Source organism: Francisella adeliensis (assembly GCF_003290445.1).
In the GTDB taxonomy this organism is placed as follows: Bacteria; Pseudomonadota; Gammaproteobacteria; order Francisellales; family Francisellaceae; genus Francisella; species Francisella adeliensis.
The window spans coordinates 1,541,097-1,556,917 of the sequence record NZ_CP021781.1; the positions used below are offsets into that span (position 1 = coordinate 1,541,097).

The window sequence follows — 15,821 nt, forward strand, 5'->3', positions numbered from 1 at the left end:
TAACCTCTTAATTCTAAAATTAGAATCCGCCTTGTTGTTGAGCTTGCATATTTTCTTTAATTACTTCAAAAAAATCTTCTTCTTTATCAGTAACTTGTGCTTGCTCAAGAACCCAGTCAGTAAGTTTGTTTTCTATAACTACTGCTTTTAGGTTAGCCATTTCTTTTTCGTTTTTCTTGATTTCTTGCTTAGTTTTTTCAGCATCTTCGTAAGCTTGAACCATTTCATCAAGTAAGCTATCTACTTCTTCATCAGTTGCTTCAAACTTATGAGTTTTCATTACGCTATCAAGAGCAAGACTAGTCTCTACTTTTTGCTTAGCATTTTCTTCAAATAGGTTATCAGGTAATTGGTTTACATCAAAACCACTCTTATCGCCACCCATTTGCTTAACAATATTTTGCTTAGCAGCATCTATTTCTCTTTTAACTAAAGCTTTTGGTACTTCAAACTCAGCAATTTCTCTTAGACCTTTAAATACTTGGTCTTTAGTTTTTCTTTGAAGGATGAACTTAAGCTCTCTTTCCATATTTTCTTTGATTTCAGATTCAAAAGTATCTACGCCACCTTTTACACCAAACTTCTTAACGAATTCTTCATCAATTGCTGGTAATTCAGGGACTAAGATTTTCTTAACTGTAATATCAAAAGTAGCTTCTTTACCAGCTAGCTCTTCATTTTGGTACTCAGCAGGGAAAGTAACTGTTATAGTTTTTTGCTCACCTTTGTTCATACCAACGATACCATCTTCAAAGCCTGGGATCATTTGACCTGAACCGATAACAACTTCAGAATCATTAGCAGTACCACCTTCAAAAGCAACACCATCTTTTTTACCAACAAAATCGATAGTTACTTTATCATCAGCTTCAACAGCTCTTTCTACTTCTGTAAATATAGCCATTTGCTTTCTAAGGTTTTCAATCATTTTTTTAACTTCGTTATCACCAAGTTCTACTTTAGGCTTTTGAACTTCAATTTTGTCAAAACCAGTTACTTCAAACTCAGGGAAAAGCTCGCAGTTTACTACAAACTTAAGTGGCTCACCTTCTTTGTTTTCTTTAAGGTCAACTTCAATACCAGCAACTGCTAATTTTTCATCTTGAATTGCTTTAGAATATTTTTGAGGGATTAAGTCAGAAATCACTTCCATTCTAATTTGCTCACCGTACTTTTTCTTAACCATGCCAGCAGGTACTTTACCAGGTCTGAAACCATCCATTTTGATAGTCTTAGCAGTTTTATTTACTTCTTTTTCTACTACAGAATCAATTTCGTTAGCTGGTACTTCAATAAGTAATGAACAATTGATACCTTCTTTCTTTTCTACAGTTACTTGCATTTTTTAGTTTCCTATTTTTTATTTTAAACAATTCAATAGTAGCAAATTTTAACTATCATCACCTAGATTGTCTATATCTAATTCATTTATAATATGACAAGATACAACATTTATTGTAAACTCTACCTTATTTTAGAAAATACCTCCTAAAAATGGTCACAATAGTTATAAGCGTATGTTTATTGATAACCCCTTTTATAATCGCTTTTTTGCATTCAAGCATTATTTATAAAAAACATTTTCCAAACATCTATGCAAATTACTTTATCGCAATAAACATAAGCGTATTTATGCTACTAAATAGTTACGCTTATTTAGTAGATGGAGATTACATGAGTAAATTTCAAGGATGGATTTACACTCCTGCAGTTTTTCAGCTAGGATTGTATCAATTATCACTATTTATACTCTCTATAGTAGCTTTATTTAAAGGCTCTGCGTTTAAAGCTGCTTGTTTATTATTTTTTAGTATTTATACAATTTTAAATATTTTATCGTTATTCAGCGGTGCTTATAATGAAATTGCTAATGCCGTGATGATAGTTGATATTTTAACTGCTGTGATTTCTTTTGGATTGTATAAGGCTTTGAGTAGGAAAGCATGACTATTTTCAGCGTAAACTTAAATGATAACTTTAAAATATTAGATAAAAAAGTTTACTTCAATGAGAATGATTTTTTAAAACTGTGTAAAAGCACCTCTTTAGATATAGTAAAAAACGAACTTACTAATTACAAATTAGAAAATAAATTAATTAAAGTAAATCCGAATAATTTTCCTCTAACTACTCGTAGATACAGCAAAGAAGAGCTATGCAAATATATAGAATCAGAATATCAACTTAATGGTTTGAATAAAGAAAAACCTCTTTACCCTGAATGGTTATTGTTTTATATCGCCACTCAAAATTTTAGCTTTGTATATACTTCAAAAGCTGAATTTGAAAAACATATATCATTCTTTGAGATAATTGCAGAAATTAGACATAAGAACTATATAAAAAGCAATCGAACAAGATTCATTAATACATTTGATAACAATGATGAGCTTCTAAATAGTTTAGAAAATAGCTTTAACCTCTTTATAGAACTATTAACAAAAGAATCTAATATAGAGAAGCTTTACAACTTTTTAGCATTTTTGTGGAAGTTTCACGATGAGCTAAAAGCCAAAGAAAAATATAAACTGATGTGGAATCTTGAGGCATATATAGTCGAATGTATACACCTTTTAAAAAATAAAGGAATTGATATTGAATATATTTATACTCATCATAAAAAGTTAGTATATAGAGAACGCTTAGAAAGACCATCTCCTCTCCATGAAATTCAAATAAATTTGCCTTTGTATATCAAAGAAAATAAATGTTACTTTTATTATAATCCTGATAATGAACCAAGCATATTAGATAAAATCAATAACTGCTTATCTGATGATGTTACAATCGACAAACTTTTAGAAGTATTCACATCTAATGAAAAAATCCAAAACTTAGTATTCTTACGCCTTGAAATAGATAGGTTTTATAACAGTAATAAATTTAATGAGTTTGTAATGAAGTCACTTATTAAAAACTTTGTTTTAGAGATTGAGTCATTAATTATAGATAAAGTACCTAAAAATAAAGATGGATTATTTGACAACATAAAACAATTAAAAAAAGGTAGCCATAAATTTTCAGCCTACCATGAGAAACTTAAAGAAAATGTAGACTGGTCAGAGTTTTCTAATCGAATAAAAGTTATTGAAAAAGAAAGCGATAGTATCGAAAAACACTTAATGATCTACTATCATTTTAGAAACTATTTTGCGCATAATCATGTAAATATGCATGATCTTAGATCAGAGGATGGGAAATACTTAAGAGCAATTTTAGAGTCTGCTTTAATAACAATATACTTTGTGGCAACATTTAATACAGACAAAACTTTTTCCACTTGCTGAATTAAAACAAATATCTACAACAACCCCAACCCATCAAAACCAATATTATCTAAAGCGCCATAAAGTATCACAGCTACAGAGTTTGATAAATTTAAACTACGGGTATTTTTGTGCATTGGAATTTTGATTTGAGTTTGTTTTAGAAGCTCTAAAACTTTAGCTGGTAAGCCTCGAGTTTCAGGTCCAAACAAAAGAATATCATCAGTAGTAAAATCTACTTGATGATAGTACTGTTTTGCACTTGTTTCACAAGCCCAGATTTTTTTAGAGCTATTTTTTTCATAAAATTCATCAAAGTTTTTATAGATTTTAATATCTGCAAACTCGTGATAATCTAATCCTGCTCTTCTTAACTGCTTATCTTCAAGCTTAAACCCAAGTGGCTCAATAAGGTGCAGGTTAGCACCAACATTCGCACATAAACGAATTATATTACCAGTATTTGGTGGTATCTCAGGTTCATATAGTGCAATGTTTATCATTAAACTAACCCTTAAGCCATTCAGCCACATCTAGTGCTGTGTAAGTAAGGATAGTCTTAGCACCTGCTCTTTTCATCGAAGTCAAAGTCTCTATTGTAATGGCTTTTTCATCAACTAATCCAGCTGCTGCTGCTGCCTTTATCATCGCATACTCACCACTTACATGATACGCTGCGATTGGTAGCTCAACTATACGGTCAAGCTCGTTGATAATATCAAGATAGCTCAATGCAGGTTTTACCATTATAAAATCAGCACCTTGCTCAATATCTTCTAAAGCTTCACGAATTGCTTCTTTTTTATTACGGTAATCCATCTGATAAGTTTTGCGGTCACCTGTTAATGATGAATCACAAGCACTTCTAAAAGGTCCATAATATGCTGATGCGTATTTCACAGAATACGACATAATCGCAACATTAAAGAAACTCTCACTATCTAGGGCTTCACGCATTGCTATAATCATGCCATCCATCATACCACTTGGTGCTACTATATCAGCCCCAGCTTGTGCATGTGAAACAGCAGTTTTTTGTAGTATCTCAAGTGTTTTATCATTATCAACAACTTGATTATCATCTAATATCCCACAATGCCCATGAGGTGTAAAGCTACACATACATACATCTGTTGCAACTACTATATCAGGTGCTAAAGCTTTGATTTTTCGAATTGCTTGTTGAGTGATACCATTAGAATCATAGTTTTCAGATGAAACCAAATCTTTAGTTTTCGGTACGCCAAAAATCATCAAACTTTTGATACCTGCTTTTACAACACTATCAACGATTTCATCAAGTCTATCAACTGACCAGTGATATTGGTTAGGCAAGCTCGAAATTTCTTTTTTGACATCTTCACCATGCACTACAAATATCGGATACATCAAATCATCTGTTCTTAAAGTGATTTCAGCAACCATATCTCGCATAGCTTGGCTAGTTCTTAGCCTACGCGGTCGTGTAATTGGAAAGCTCATTTGCGTTACCTACTTATTTTTACTAGGATTTTTTCTGTATAAAACTAGTATATTACCAATTATTTGTACTAGCTCTGACTTAGTAGATTTTGTAATCTCTTCTGCCATAGCCTTTTTTTCATCTTTAGGTAAACGACCAGCCTTTACTTTTATAAGCTCATGCGATGCTAATGCTAAATCTATTTCTAGCATTACATTTTCAGTTAGTCCTTTATCACCCATAAGAACGACTGGTTTTAAGCTATGAGCATCAGCTCTTAGTCTTTGTTGTTTTTTTGTATCCATTATTTTTCCTATTTCAAAATTTCTAATATTATATTTTCTAAAACTAACTCTTTATCTACATTTTTATAATTAGCAAAATAGTTTTTAGCCTCTAATGTCTGCTGATAAATCTTATAAATATCATTAGTATGTAGTTTCGTAGCTAAATATTTTATAACTGCAAGCTTATCATAATTTGCTATATATTGTGTTTCAGGATCAAGATTATAGTTGTATACATCTATAATCAAACTTGTCAGCCAATAAAGTGTGTCTTTAAAATGAGGGTTAACTTCTTTCAAAAACACATTTACATTAACTTGACCAACAAGCACTTTCATCATTGATGCTCTAATCTTCCAGTATTCAGGCTCTAGTTTAATCTTAGCAATTACATTTATATCATCTCGAGACATCTGAAGAGATTTAGCTACAGCCTCTTTAGACATCTCAAAAGTGTACTCAAGATAGTTATACTTATCCTCATCATCAAACGCAATATCATAAGTTAAAGACCTACTTTTTACGGTATCTAATATATCGCTAAAGTTTCGAGTAAATGATAGAAAAAATGTATTTTCAGTAGGTTCTTCTAGAGTTTTTAGTAATGCATTAGTTGCTGAGTCATTCAAAAAGCTTAACTCAGGGATAATAATTATCTTAGCAAGATCATTATGTGCCGTTAACTCACAACTTTTAATGATTCTCTTTATCTCTGCTACTTTTATTTCATCATTTTCAACCTTTGCAATAGTTACATACGGACTATCTTCATAGTCCTGTATTTCTTGACCTAAAAGTATTTCACAAAAAGACTTAATAAAACTATCTAAAAGAACGGCATCTTTAACCTTAAATATAAAAGCATGATGAAGCTTGTTACTATTTTTTTGGGCTTGGAAATTATCGAGAAGATTTTTATGAGTATTTAAAGATAGCACTGTGATCCTACATTATTTTACGAGCATACAAAAAGTTTGTAAGAGTCTTTTTTATCATAGTCAATTTAGACTTCAACAAACCTTTCTCTTTTTTTATCACAAATTTCACTTGGTATACATCAAGGTTATTATCTAAATGCTCTATTATATAATCATCGTAAGTTTGAAGTTTATCCACTAAACCAAGATCTAAAGCATCTTTACCAAACCAGTACTCACCGGTACCGACTTTTTGCATATCAAGTGATGGTCTATAGGTAAGAATATGCTTTTTGAAAAGCTCATGAATATTTTCAAGATCTTGTTTAAATTTAGCACGGCCTTCATCGGTATTTTTACCCATTGTAGTAAGAGTTCGTTTAAACTCTCCTGATGTGTGCATTTCAACATTCACACCATTTTTTTCAAGTAAATCATGAATATTTGGCACCTGCCCAATTACACCAATAGATCCTACTATCGCAAAAGGTGCTGAGATTATTTTATGACCAACCGCAGACATCATATAACCACCAGATGCAGCTACTTGATCGATACATATAGTTAGATTAAGACCTGCTTGGCGTATTCTTTCTAGCTGAGCCGCAGCAAAACCGTAGCCATTAACAACCCCACCTGGACTATCTATTCTTACGATAATCTCATCATTTGACTTAGCTCCAGCAAGTACAGCTGTCACCTCTTGACGCAAGCATTCTACTTGTGATGCATGAATATCACCCTTAAAGCTTATTACAAATACTTTATTCTTAGGTGATTCTTCTTTAGACTTTTTCTTCTGCTCTTTTGCAAAACTCTTATATTCCTTTTTATCTAAAATAGTCTCTAAAATTTCATTTTTAGTCTCTTTATAGTCATCACCTAACTTTTTAATCTCAAGTTTACCACCAGCAAGTTTAGCAACTTCTTGTTTTGCCTTAGCAAGTAGTGAAAAAAAACTACCTACAACAAATACTACAGCAACCACAACAAGCAATACACTTAATGCAAAAAACACAAAACTTATAAAATTTTCGTACCACATAAATTTACTTTTGAGCCCTTAAAGTTTTAAGAAGTGAATCATTCGCATTACCTTTAATATTTGCCTTTCTAACAGAATCACGAGCAAATACACGTTTTTTATACTCATGAATTGCACCAAAACTTTCATCAATCACAAAACCTTCAGCTTCTAATGAGATTATATATGCAGCAATATAGCAGTCTGCAAGAGTAAATGAAGAACTTATAAAATAATCTGTTTCAGCAAAAGCCTTTTCAATCGTCAGTAAGCTGTCTTTTAAATCTTTAAAAATAGTTTTTAATTTAAGCTTGTTTGTTCTAACTTCTCTTATCTTATCTAGAACAGGATACCATTCATTATCAATCTTAGATAAAGATTGACGAATTTTTATACGATCATTAACCACACTCGGCAACAATCCTGGAGCTGGAAATCTCTCATCAATATAAACCAACAACGATCTACGGTTATTTATGCTATAACCTTTTTCCTTTAAAACTGGGAATAGACCATTCGGAGAAACTTTCTTTTGCATTTCTGGGGTTAAATCCCCTGCTTCGACAGTTTCCATCGCCATCTTTTTTTCTGCAAGAGCAATTCTAGCCCTAAGTGAATAAGGACAATACTTAGCTGTATACAATATTACTTTCATTTATGGTGCCTTTTTGAAAATTAAAACAATTAAACATACTAAACTTTGTTTGATATAATTGTAGATAATAAAAACTAATATTAAATTTTACCATATTTGTGGATAACTACAACATAGACACTGAAGGCTTTTTAGTAGATTTCGATAGTTGGGATCACAATTTTTGCAAAATAACTGCCGATAATGAAGATTTAGAGCTAAATGATAACCATTTTTTAGTCATAGATTTTTTGCGTGAATTTTACTCTGAAAACAAAAAATCTCCTGCTATTCGTGAACTTGTTAAAAATCTAAAAATCAAGCACGGTGAAAAAATTGGTAATAGTCTATATTTACAGATGTTATTTCCTGTTTCACCAGCTGTTCAAGCAGCTAAAATAGCTGGTTTACCAAAACCGAAAAGATGCATTTAAAAACCACCCTTCTTATACTAAAAAGTAAACAAAAGGGAACTCGTAAAAACTTGCACTATCGCACTCGCTAAAATATAATTATGCAAATATGTTCAGCCCGTAACTCCAGTTACAAACTAAGGAATAAAAATGTCAAAAGTACATTGCAAAAAATATGACAAAGAACTAGATGCTCTTGCCTTTCAACCATTACCTGGTGAGCTAGGTAAAAAAATCCAAGCTGAAATTTCTCAACAGGCATGGCAAGCATGGTTAGCTCATCAAACCATTCTTATAAATGAGTATCGTTTAAACCTTATTGACCCAAAATCAAAAGAGTTTCTTAAGGAAGAGATGCACAAATTTTTATTTGAAGGCAAAGAGGAAAAGCCTGAACAATTTACTAAACTATAATTTTTTATCTAACTTATAAAACAATCTAAGATGAATTCAGCACTCACCTATATTACTCTATAGTTACTAACTATAGCCTATATGGTTCTTCAAAATCAATTCTTAACCTTTTTATAAAAATACCTAGGATTTATCGTATCTGCTAAAAGCTTATTTTCAAAGTCTATTCTGAGCAATATCCCGATCGTATAACACATTATAAGTAAGCTACTACCGCCATAACTTATAAACGGAAGAGTAAGCCCTTTTGTCGGCAATAGTCCCGTATTTACCCCAATATTAACAAACACCTGAAAGCCCATCCAAAAGCCTATACCGTAGGCTAGAAATGCTTGATAATGCCTTTTTAATTCAAATGCCAGCTTTGCTATATTTAAAGCCTTAAATACAATAAACAAATATACACATAAAAGAACCATTAAACCAACCACACCAATCTCTTCTGCTATTACAGATGTAATAAAATCGGTATGTGCTTCTGGTAAGAAGAACTGCTTTTGAACACCGTTACCTAAACCATCTCCAAACCAACCACCTCGACCAAAGCCAATCAAAGCTTGTACAAGCTGATAACCAGAGCCATTAGCATTTTCCCAAGGATGTAAAAAACCCGTGATTCTATGCATTCTGTATGGTGAGATCACAACTAGAGTTGCAGCCATTAGTATCATAGCAACAATAAGTAAACCATACCATTGAACTTTATTACCACCAACAAAAAGCATGCCCAGAACACATATTGATATAACAACTGTAGAACCAAAATCTGGTTGCATCAGCAAAAGTATAGCTATACAACCAAGAAGTGAAATAGGTGTGAGAATTCCTTCTTTGAAGTTTTTCATGTGATCTAAAGTATTAGCAATATATCCAGAGAAAAATATTATTGCCAAAAGTTTTGCTAATTCAGCCACTTGAATATTAATTATAATCAACGGTATCCAACGCCTTGCACCATTCACACTTTTACCTACTCCTGGAACTAATACCGCCACAAGCACCAATAGCATAATAAAAAAGAATGCATTGTAATTTTTTTCATAATTTTTAGTTGGCACCAACAATGCTAGTAAAAACAAAAATATAGAAATTATTGCGAAGAAACCTTGCCTAATAGAATAAAAATAAGGATTATTATAGTCATCTAGGGCCACAACCATTGAAGCTGATGTAACCATAATCCAACCAAATGCCAACATTCCTAACATTATAAAGACTAACGATATATCAATCTCTAGTTTTGCCCTTACTCTTTCTTTTTTTGCATTTTGTCGGCTAAGTAAAACCTTTAACCTATATAGCACTTTTTTTAAGCCCTTTCCAAAGTTTTTTCTTTGGTGGTAAAAGCTGTTTAACTAGCTTTTCAAAAGCTTCTCCACGCTCTTCATAATTTTTAAACTCATCAAAACTAGCACAAGCGGGCGATAACAATATAACATCATTATCATCAGCATTTTTTGATGCACTAGCAAAAGCTTCTTTCATATTTTTATTAAGCTCGTGATCACAAAAATCTCCAATTTGATTCTCTATATAATCCCTATCTTGACCATATATATGTAAGTACTTAACATATTTTTTAAGAATATCTTCCATAAGAGTAAAATCACCACCCTTTGCAACACCTCCTAATAAAAGCACTATATTTCTAGTATCTGTAATGCTATAAAGTGCGGCGATAGTAGCTCCTACATTAGTACCTTTTGAGTCATTTATATATAATACTCGATCAACTGTTTCTACAACCCTACATCTATGCTCTAAACCTTTAAATGTTTTTATAGCAAAAACTGCCTGGAAAGTATCAATATTTAGCTTATCTAATATGTTTAAAACCACTACAATATTTTCAAGATTATGGTTACCAAATAGATGGACTTCCTCCATACTTAATATTTTAGTAGTGTTCTTATATATGTTTCCTCTACGAATAGCATAACACCCTTCATATTTAACACCCTTAGTCCCGACATCATAAGCAATAAACTCTTCACAAAAATTCTCAAGGTTAAGCTTAGACTGTTTATATTCTTCAAAACTATCATATCTATCAAGATGATCTGGTGACACATTTATCACACAACCAATATCAAACTTAGCTTTTCTTAATAAATCTATCTGAAAACTAGAAAGCTCTATTACATAGTAATCAAATTCATCATCAATAATTGATAACACAGGTGTTCCGATATTACCTATAAGGACGCTTTTATAGCCAAGATAATTAAGTACATAATTAAGCATAGTAACTGTTGTACTCTTACCATTTGAGCCTGTAACTACTATAGTTTTAGAAAGAGTATCTTTTATTTGATCATAAAAGATATCCATGTCGCTTATTATATTTCCATGACTTCTCAAAGGAGCATAAATATCTTTGTTCAGAGGAATACCTGGACTTACAGCAATTAAATCATAATCATCCAACTTAAAATCTTCAAAATCATCTGTAGATTTTGAAATGTCTACTTGCGTATCACTAAAAGCTTTTAAAAACTCGTGAATAGATTTACCAGTTGAACCATAGCCAACTATTAACACTTTAGATATTTGCACACCATCTAAATAAAACTTTTCTGACATTACCTTACCTTAATAGCAATCATACCAATTAAAAACAATACAACGGAAATTATCCAAAAACGTGTCACAACTTTAGTTTCAGGCCAACCCTTTAACTCAAAGTGATGATGTATAGGAGCCATTTTAAATATTCTTTTTCCATTTCTCAACTTATACGAGCCTACTTGTAATATTACAGATAAAGCTTCTACCACAAACAACAATCCCATTATAAAAAATACCAGTTCTTGGCGAATCATAACAGAAATAACTCCAAGCACTGCACCTAAAGTTAATGATCCTACATCACCCATAAAAACTTCAGCTGGATGAGAATTAAACCATAAAAATGCTAACCCAGAACCACAAATAGCTGCACAAAAAACAGCAACCTCAGCCAAACCAGGATTTCCAAGATAATCAAAAAGCAAATGTGTCGCTATGGTATTGTTTGTCTCTATATAAGCATATATACCCAAACCCGCAGCAACCAAAACAACAGGGACTATAGCTAAACCATCTAAGCCATCTGTAAGGTTTACGGCATTACTACTACCATTAATTATGAAAAATGTTAGCACCATAAATGATACTACGCCCATATATATGTATAAATCTTTTGAAAATGGAATTGCAAGCTTCATTTGACCATCTTTAGCTAGCAATGCAAATAAAATTACTGCCAAGATAATTGAGAAAATACTCTGCAAAGCAAATTTATGTCTAGAGCGAAGACCTTTCGGATGTTTAAGCACAAGCTTCAGATAATCATCTAAAAAACCAATTGCACCAAAAAACACCACAACTAAGATCAAAATCCACAAATATATACTAGTTAAATCACCCCAAAGCAACGAAGAAATCACAATAGAAAGCAACATCAAAACTCCACCCATCGTAGGCGTGTTCTTCTTAGAAAAATGACTCTCTGGACCATCATCTCTTACAACTTGTCCAATCTGCATTCTTTGCAACCAACGAATCATTGGAGCACCTAAAAACAATGTAATTAGTAATGATGTAATTGCTATCATCATTATTCTTAAAGAAATAAATTGATAAAAAAATTCAAAACCAGAAAAATAGTGGCTCAACCAACCAAACAAGTAAATTAGCATAATCTAAAACTCAAAATAAATTAGTCACATTATAATATATTCAACACTGTTTTTATAGTAAAGAATCTATCAGCAGCATTCATCATAAAATAGGTCCAAAATCCTTATATTTAATAGCGAACTCATTATCTTCAAACTGCTTATAATTCTTAATAAAAGCTTTTGCCAAAGACTTATACTGCTTCTTATACTCAGCAGAATCTTCCCAAATATTTTTATAATAATAATTATACTGGTCATCCACGACAGAAACTAAAGATTTAAAATTAAAATACTTTTGTCTCTCAAACTTAAAACTAACCCCTTCAGGTTTATTAAGCAGATAGTTTACAACTATTTTTGTTTCATCGACAGGAACCCTTCGCCCCGTCTTATAATCACCCTCAATCCAACCAACATTTATCATATAAATCTTTGCATTACTGTGCTTCAACCTGTTACGCAAAATGTTTGCATACCTTGTTGGATTTAATAGAAGAAAAGGCTGCCCGTAACAACTTGAAAACTCAGTTTTAGGTTCCCTAACGCCATCTTCAACACCTGTAGATGTTGATGTATATCCTGACAATAAATAATAAATAGCTTGACCCTTACTTAGCTTTGAAACTCTAGGTAAAACTCCTTGTGCGTCTTTAACCAGGAAAATTATCGTATCTGGCTCATTAGTTGCTGTTACCGTATTACTGAAATTTTCCCTAGGAAAAGTCAGATAAGTATTACTATGGCTTTTATCTTTAGAGCCAAAGATCACACTACCATCTTCATCAAAATTAGGATTTTCAACTAAAATATCCTCATTTAAAATATCTCTAATTCGTGAATCATCACTTTTAAAACTACCAGCTTTTAGAGTTAAACCCGACTCAAGACTAAATAGACCTCGAGATTCAGTCCAGGATACGGCTTCATTAGTAACCAGACTCTTCTCATTATCAAGAGCTAGAGTCGCCTTTCCACTGCCCGATAATCCAAAAAACATAGTACTTTTTGCTTGCTCATCAACACTTACAGCACAATAAAAAACCCCTATATCATTTAAGGACAAATAGTAGCTCATTATCGATAATAGTACTTTATTTATCTCTCGCAAATATAACGTTCCAACAAATAAACTTTCTCTTTGCTTTAAGTTTGTTGCAATAATTTTTGATGAATTAATACCCAGTTCTTTATAATTTTCTAAGACCGTCTCTGGAGAATGCATCATTACCCATTGAGGTTCAAAGCCCTCAAGCTCTTTTAGTGTTGGAGATATAGTAGTTAATTTAAAAAAATACGCAGCTGATGCTTGTGTTGTAATAAGTCTAACTGCTAGTCGATGTTTATCATCATGATTGTAAAAACCATCAACAACAAAAAGGTTTTTTTGTGAAACATCCTTACATAATTGTTGTTTAATTAACTTCCAATTACTTCTCGCTAGGCGTTTATTATCCGAACCATTCTCATGCCACCAAACATTCTTTTTTGCATACTTAGTTTCAACAACAAACTTATCTTCAGGAAGTCTACCCTTAACACTACCACTATCAACTAATAAGGCTTTATTTTTCCTTGCAAGAAATCCAGCTTGCTCTTGAGCATGTAGTGCAAGCTCATTTAAAGTCAGATTTGTATATACATTTTGATTTGTATAAAGAAATTTATTATCATCAATAGTGGCTGGATCCATTAGAGTATATCTTCCCGATAACTATAGAGTTGGTTACTTGATCAAAGTATATATGTTATAAACATTTTTTTCAAAAAGTTATGCTATTAGTTTATATATAAAGTAAAATATCAGTAACTTATTAAACAACCCTTTTCTTTTAACAAATGGATAATAAAACCATCACAAATAAAACTAACTTCATTAAAAATATAATAAAAAAAGATCTTGGGACAAAAAAGATCTCTAGTGTACTAACAAGATTTCCCCCAGAGCCAAATGGCTATTTACATATTGGTCATGCTAAATCAATCTGTTTGAATTTTGGTATCGCCAATGAATTTACTGGAAAATGTAACTTACGATTTGATGATACTAACCCAGAAAAAGAAGATATAGAATATATCAAAGCCATCGAAGAGGATGTTAATTGGCTTGGGTTTCAGTGGGAAAACACCCCTCACTTTGCATCAGAATACTTCGAAAAAATGTATGAAATAGCTATTACCCTCATTAAAAAAGATAAAGCTTTTGTCTGTGACTTATCTGCTGATGAAGTTCGCGAATATCGAGGAACACTTAAAGAAGGCGGCAAAAACAGCCCATATAGAGATAGATCTGTAGAAGAGAATTTGAAACTCTTTGAAGCAATGAAAAATGGTGAATTTGAAGCTGGCAGTAAAACACTAAGAGCAAAAATAGATATGAGCTCAGGTAACATAAACATGCGTGACCCTGCACTTTATAGGATAAAATTTGCACATCATCCTAAAACTGGTGATAAATGGTGCATATATCCAATGTATAGTTTTGCTCACCCTCTTGAAGATGCTATTGAAGAGATAACTCATTCACTTTGTACTCTTGAGTTTCAAGATCAAAGACCTTTCTACGAATGGATTGTAACTGAAGCAGAATTTGAATTAAAGCCACAACAAATAGAGTTCTCAAGGTTAAACTTAAACTACACAATCACGAGTAAAAGAAAGTTAAAGCATTTGGTTGATAACAAGCTTGTTAATGGCTGGGATGATCCGCGCATGCCAACCATAAAAGGCTTTCGTCGTAGAGGTTATACTCCAGAATCTATAGTTAATTTCTGTGAAACTGTTGGTATATCTAAACAAGATTCAATTATAGATATGTCAATTTTAGAAGAATCCATAAGAAATGATCTAAACAAAAATGCCCTTAGAAAAAATGCTGTGCTTGAGCCACTAAAAGTAACTATCAAAGATATGCCAACACAAACATTAAATGTGCCAAACCATCCTCAAAACCCTGATTTTGGTAGAAGAGATATTACTATATCAGATACAATTTATATTGATAATGAAGACTTTGTATTTGAGTTAGAAAAAGGTATGAAAAAACTAAGTCCTAATGGTAGGATTCGCTTAATGAATGCTTTTGTTCTTGATTGTGAAGAGGTAATTACTAATCAAGCTGGAAAGGTCACTGAGCTCATTTGTAGCTATTTACCAGAAACACTTGGTGGTAAAAAACCAGATGACGGTATAAAGCCTAAAGGTATTCTTCACTGGGTTGATGCTAACAACTGTATTGATGCAGAAGTAAGAATATATGACAGACTATTTAATACTGAAAACCCAAGTTCGGATGAAAACCTTGAAACTAGTATCAATCCTAATTCTTTCTTATTAACCAAAAATGCTAAAGTAGAAAAATCTCTAAAAGATGCTAATGCCGAAGAACGCTTCCAATTTAATAGGATTGGATATTTTGTCACAGACAGAGAAGATCATTCAAAGGATAAACCAGTATTTAACAGAACTGTAACCCTTAGAAATACTTGGGATGAAAATAAATAGCTCTCTCACCATCAAGTTTCTTATAAAAAATTCTTTAATCTGTCATTCACTACAAAACCACAATATATAAAGCTTTTGTTTTTTAAGCCTCTTAAAAAGCACATAGACATTCACAATTAATTTAATAAAATCTCTGATCATATTTTTTTAGACTCAAAATCAAAATAAACGCTACAAAACATATAAAACAATATAAAAGTTGCTTTATTCAGCTGAAATAAATTAAATATGATTTTTAGTG

The 15,821-nt window shown here is 32.0% G+C and carries 16 protein-coding genes; 5 read left to right on the top strand and 11 right to left on the bottom strand.

Annotated elements, in window-relative coordinates:
* Positions 1-19: 19 nt before the first annotated feature.
* Positions 20-1,342 (bottom strand): trigger factor, encoded by a 1,323-nt coding sequence (gene tig, locus CDH04_RS07440; RefSeq protein WP_112870421.1) that lies wholly within the window; start codon positions 1,340-1,342, stop codon positions 20-22.
* Positions 1,343-1,494: 152 nt separating this feature from the next.
* Here tig and CDH04_RS10115 point away from each other — a divergent pair, with 152 nt between their 5' ends.
* Both CDH04_RS10115 and CDH04_RS07450 read left to right on the top strand, forming a co-directional pair.
* Positions 1,495-1,947, top strand: a complete 453-nt coding sequence (locus CDH04_RS10115) for a DUF6790 family protein (protein ID WP_112870422.1) — start codon at positions 1,495-1,497, stop codon at positions 1,945-1,947.
* Positions 1,944-3,287, top strand: a complete 1,344-nt coding sequence (locus tag CDH04_RS07450; RefSeq protein WP_112870423.1) for a hypothetical protein — start codon at positions 1,944-1,946, stop codon at positions 3,285-3,287. Before CDH04_RS10115 ends, CDH04_RS07450 begins: the two co-directional genes overlap by 4 nt.
* A 14-nt stretch (positions 3,288-3,301) precedes the next feature.
* Here the strand turns inward: CDH04_RS07450 and trmL are convergent, their stop codons facing one another.
* From trmL to sspA, 6 genes are read right to left on the bottom strand one after another with little or no spacing between them, the layout of a single operon-like run.
* The gene (trmL, locus tag CDH04_RS07455) at positions 3,302-3,769 is read right to left on the bottom strand and encodes a tRNA (uridine(34)/cytosine(34)/5-carboxymethylaminomethyluridine(34)-2'-O)-methyltransferase TrmL (RefSeq protein ID WP_112870424.1); all 468 of its coding nucleotides are present in this window, start codon (positions 3,767-3,769) and stop codon (positions 3,302-3,304) included.
* A 4-nt stretch (positions 3,770-3,773) separates the two neighbouring features.
* A complete protein-coding gene (gene hemB, locus CDH04_RS07460) occupies positions 3,774-4,748 on the bottom strand; it encodes a porphobilinogen synthase (RefSeq protein ID WP_112870425.1) in 975 nt (324 codons plus the stop codon).
* A gap of 9 nt (positions 4,749-4,757) precedes the next feature.
* Complete coding sequence (gene yhbY / locus CDH04_RS07465; protein WP_112870426.1) at positions 4,758-5,033, bottom strand: ribosome assembly RNA-binding protein YhbY; 276 nt, start codon at positions 5,031-5,033, stop codon at positions 4,758-4,760.
* Positions 5,034-5,041: 8 nt separating this feature from the next.
* Positions 5,042-5,953 carry a DNA polymerase III subunit delta' C-terminal domain-containing protein gene (locus CDH04_RS07470; protein ID WP_112870427.1) on the bottom strand — a complete coding sequence of 304 codons (912 nt, stop codon included), beginning with the start codon at positions 5,951-5,953 and terminating at the stop codon, positions 5,042-5,044.
* 7 nt (positions 5,954-5,960) lie between these two features.
* Positions 5,961-6,977 carry a protease SohB gene (gene sohB / locus CDH04_RS07475; protein ID WP_112870428.1) on the bottom strand — a complete coding sequence of 339 codons (1,017 nt, stop codon included), beginning with the start codon at positions 6,975-6,977 and terminating at the stop codon, positions 5,961-5,963.
* Positions 6,978-6,981: 4 nt separating this feature from the next.
* Positions 6,982-7,611, bottom strand: coding sequence for a transcriptional regulator SspA (gene sspA, locus CDH04_RS07480; protein WP_112870429.1), 630 nt, complete (start codon positions 7,609-7,611; stop codon positions 6,982-6,984).
* Positions 7,612-7,709: 98 nt separating this feature from the next.
* On the opposite strand from sspA, the gene CDH04_RS07485 reads away from it, so the two are divergent.
* Both CDH04_RS07485 and CDH04_RS07490 read left to right on the top strand, forming a co-directional pair.
* Positions 7,710-8,024, top strand: coding sequence for a TusE/DsrC/DsvC family sulfur relay protein (locus CDH04_RS07485; RefSeq protein WP_112870430.1), 315 nt, complete (start codon positions 7,710-7,712; stop codon positions 8,022-8,024).
* Positions 8,025-8,153: 129 nt separating this feature from the next.
* On the top strand, positions 8,154-8,417 hold the full coding sequence (locus CDH04_RS07490; RefSeq protein WP_112870431.1) for an oxidative damage protection protein: 264 nt from the start codon (positions 8,154-8,156) through the stop codon (positions 8,415-8,417).
* A 95-nt stretch (positions 8,418-8,512) separates the two neighbouring features.
* Here the strand turns inward: CDH04_RS07490 and ftsW are convergent, their stop codons facing one another.
* From ftsW to CDH04_RS07510, 4 genes are all read right to left on the bottom strand, one after another.
* Complete coding sequence (ftsW, locus tag CDH04_RS07495; RefSeq protein WP_112870432.1) at positions 8,513-9,721, bottom strand: putative lipid II flippase FtsW; 1,209 nt, start codon at positions 9,719-9,721, stop codon at positions 8,513-8,515.
* Positions 9,711-11,000 carry a UDP-N-acetylmuramoyl-L-alanine--D-glutamate ligase gene (murD, locus tag CDH04_RS07500; protein WP_112870433.1) on the bottom strand — a complete coding sequence of 430 codons (1,290 nt, stop codon included), beginning with the start codon at positions 10,998-11,000 and terminating at the stop codon, positions 9,711-9,713. Before murD ends, ftsW begins: the two co-directional genes overlap by 11 nt.
* Positions 11,000-12,097, bottom strand: coding sequence for a phospho-N-acetylmuramoyl-pentapeptide-transferase (gene mraY / locus CDH04_RS07505; RefSeq protein ID WP_112870434.1), 1,098 nt, complete (start codon positions 12,095-12,097; stop codon positions 11,000-11,002). Before mraY ends, murD begins: the two co-directional genes overlap by 1 nt.
* A gap of 82 nt (positions 12,098-12,179) precedes the next feature.
* Positions 12,180-13,769, bottom strand: a complete 1,590-nt coding sequence (locus CDH04_RS07510; RefSeq protein WP_112870435.1) for a phosphoenolpyruvate carboxykinase (ATP) — start codon at positions 13,767-13,769, stop codon at positions 12,180-12,182.
* Between the two features lie 146 nt (positions 13,770-13,915).
* Between CDH04_RS07510 and CDH04_RS07515 the strand changes: the two genes are divergently transcribed.
* The gene (locus CDH04_RS07515) at positions 13,916-15,580 is read left to right on the top strand and encodes a glutamine--tRNA ligase/YqeY domain fusion protein (protein WP_112870436.1); all 1,665 of its coding nucleotides are present in this window, start codon (positions 13,916-13,918) and stop codon (positions 15,578-15,580) included.
* The last annotated feature ends 241 nt before the right edge of the window (positions 15,581-15,821 follow it).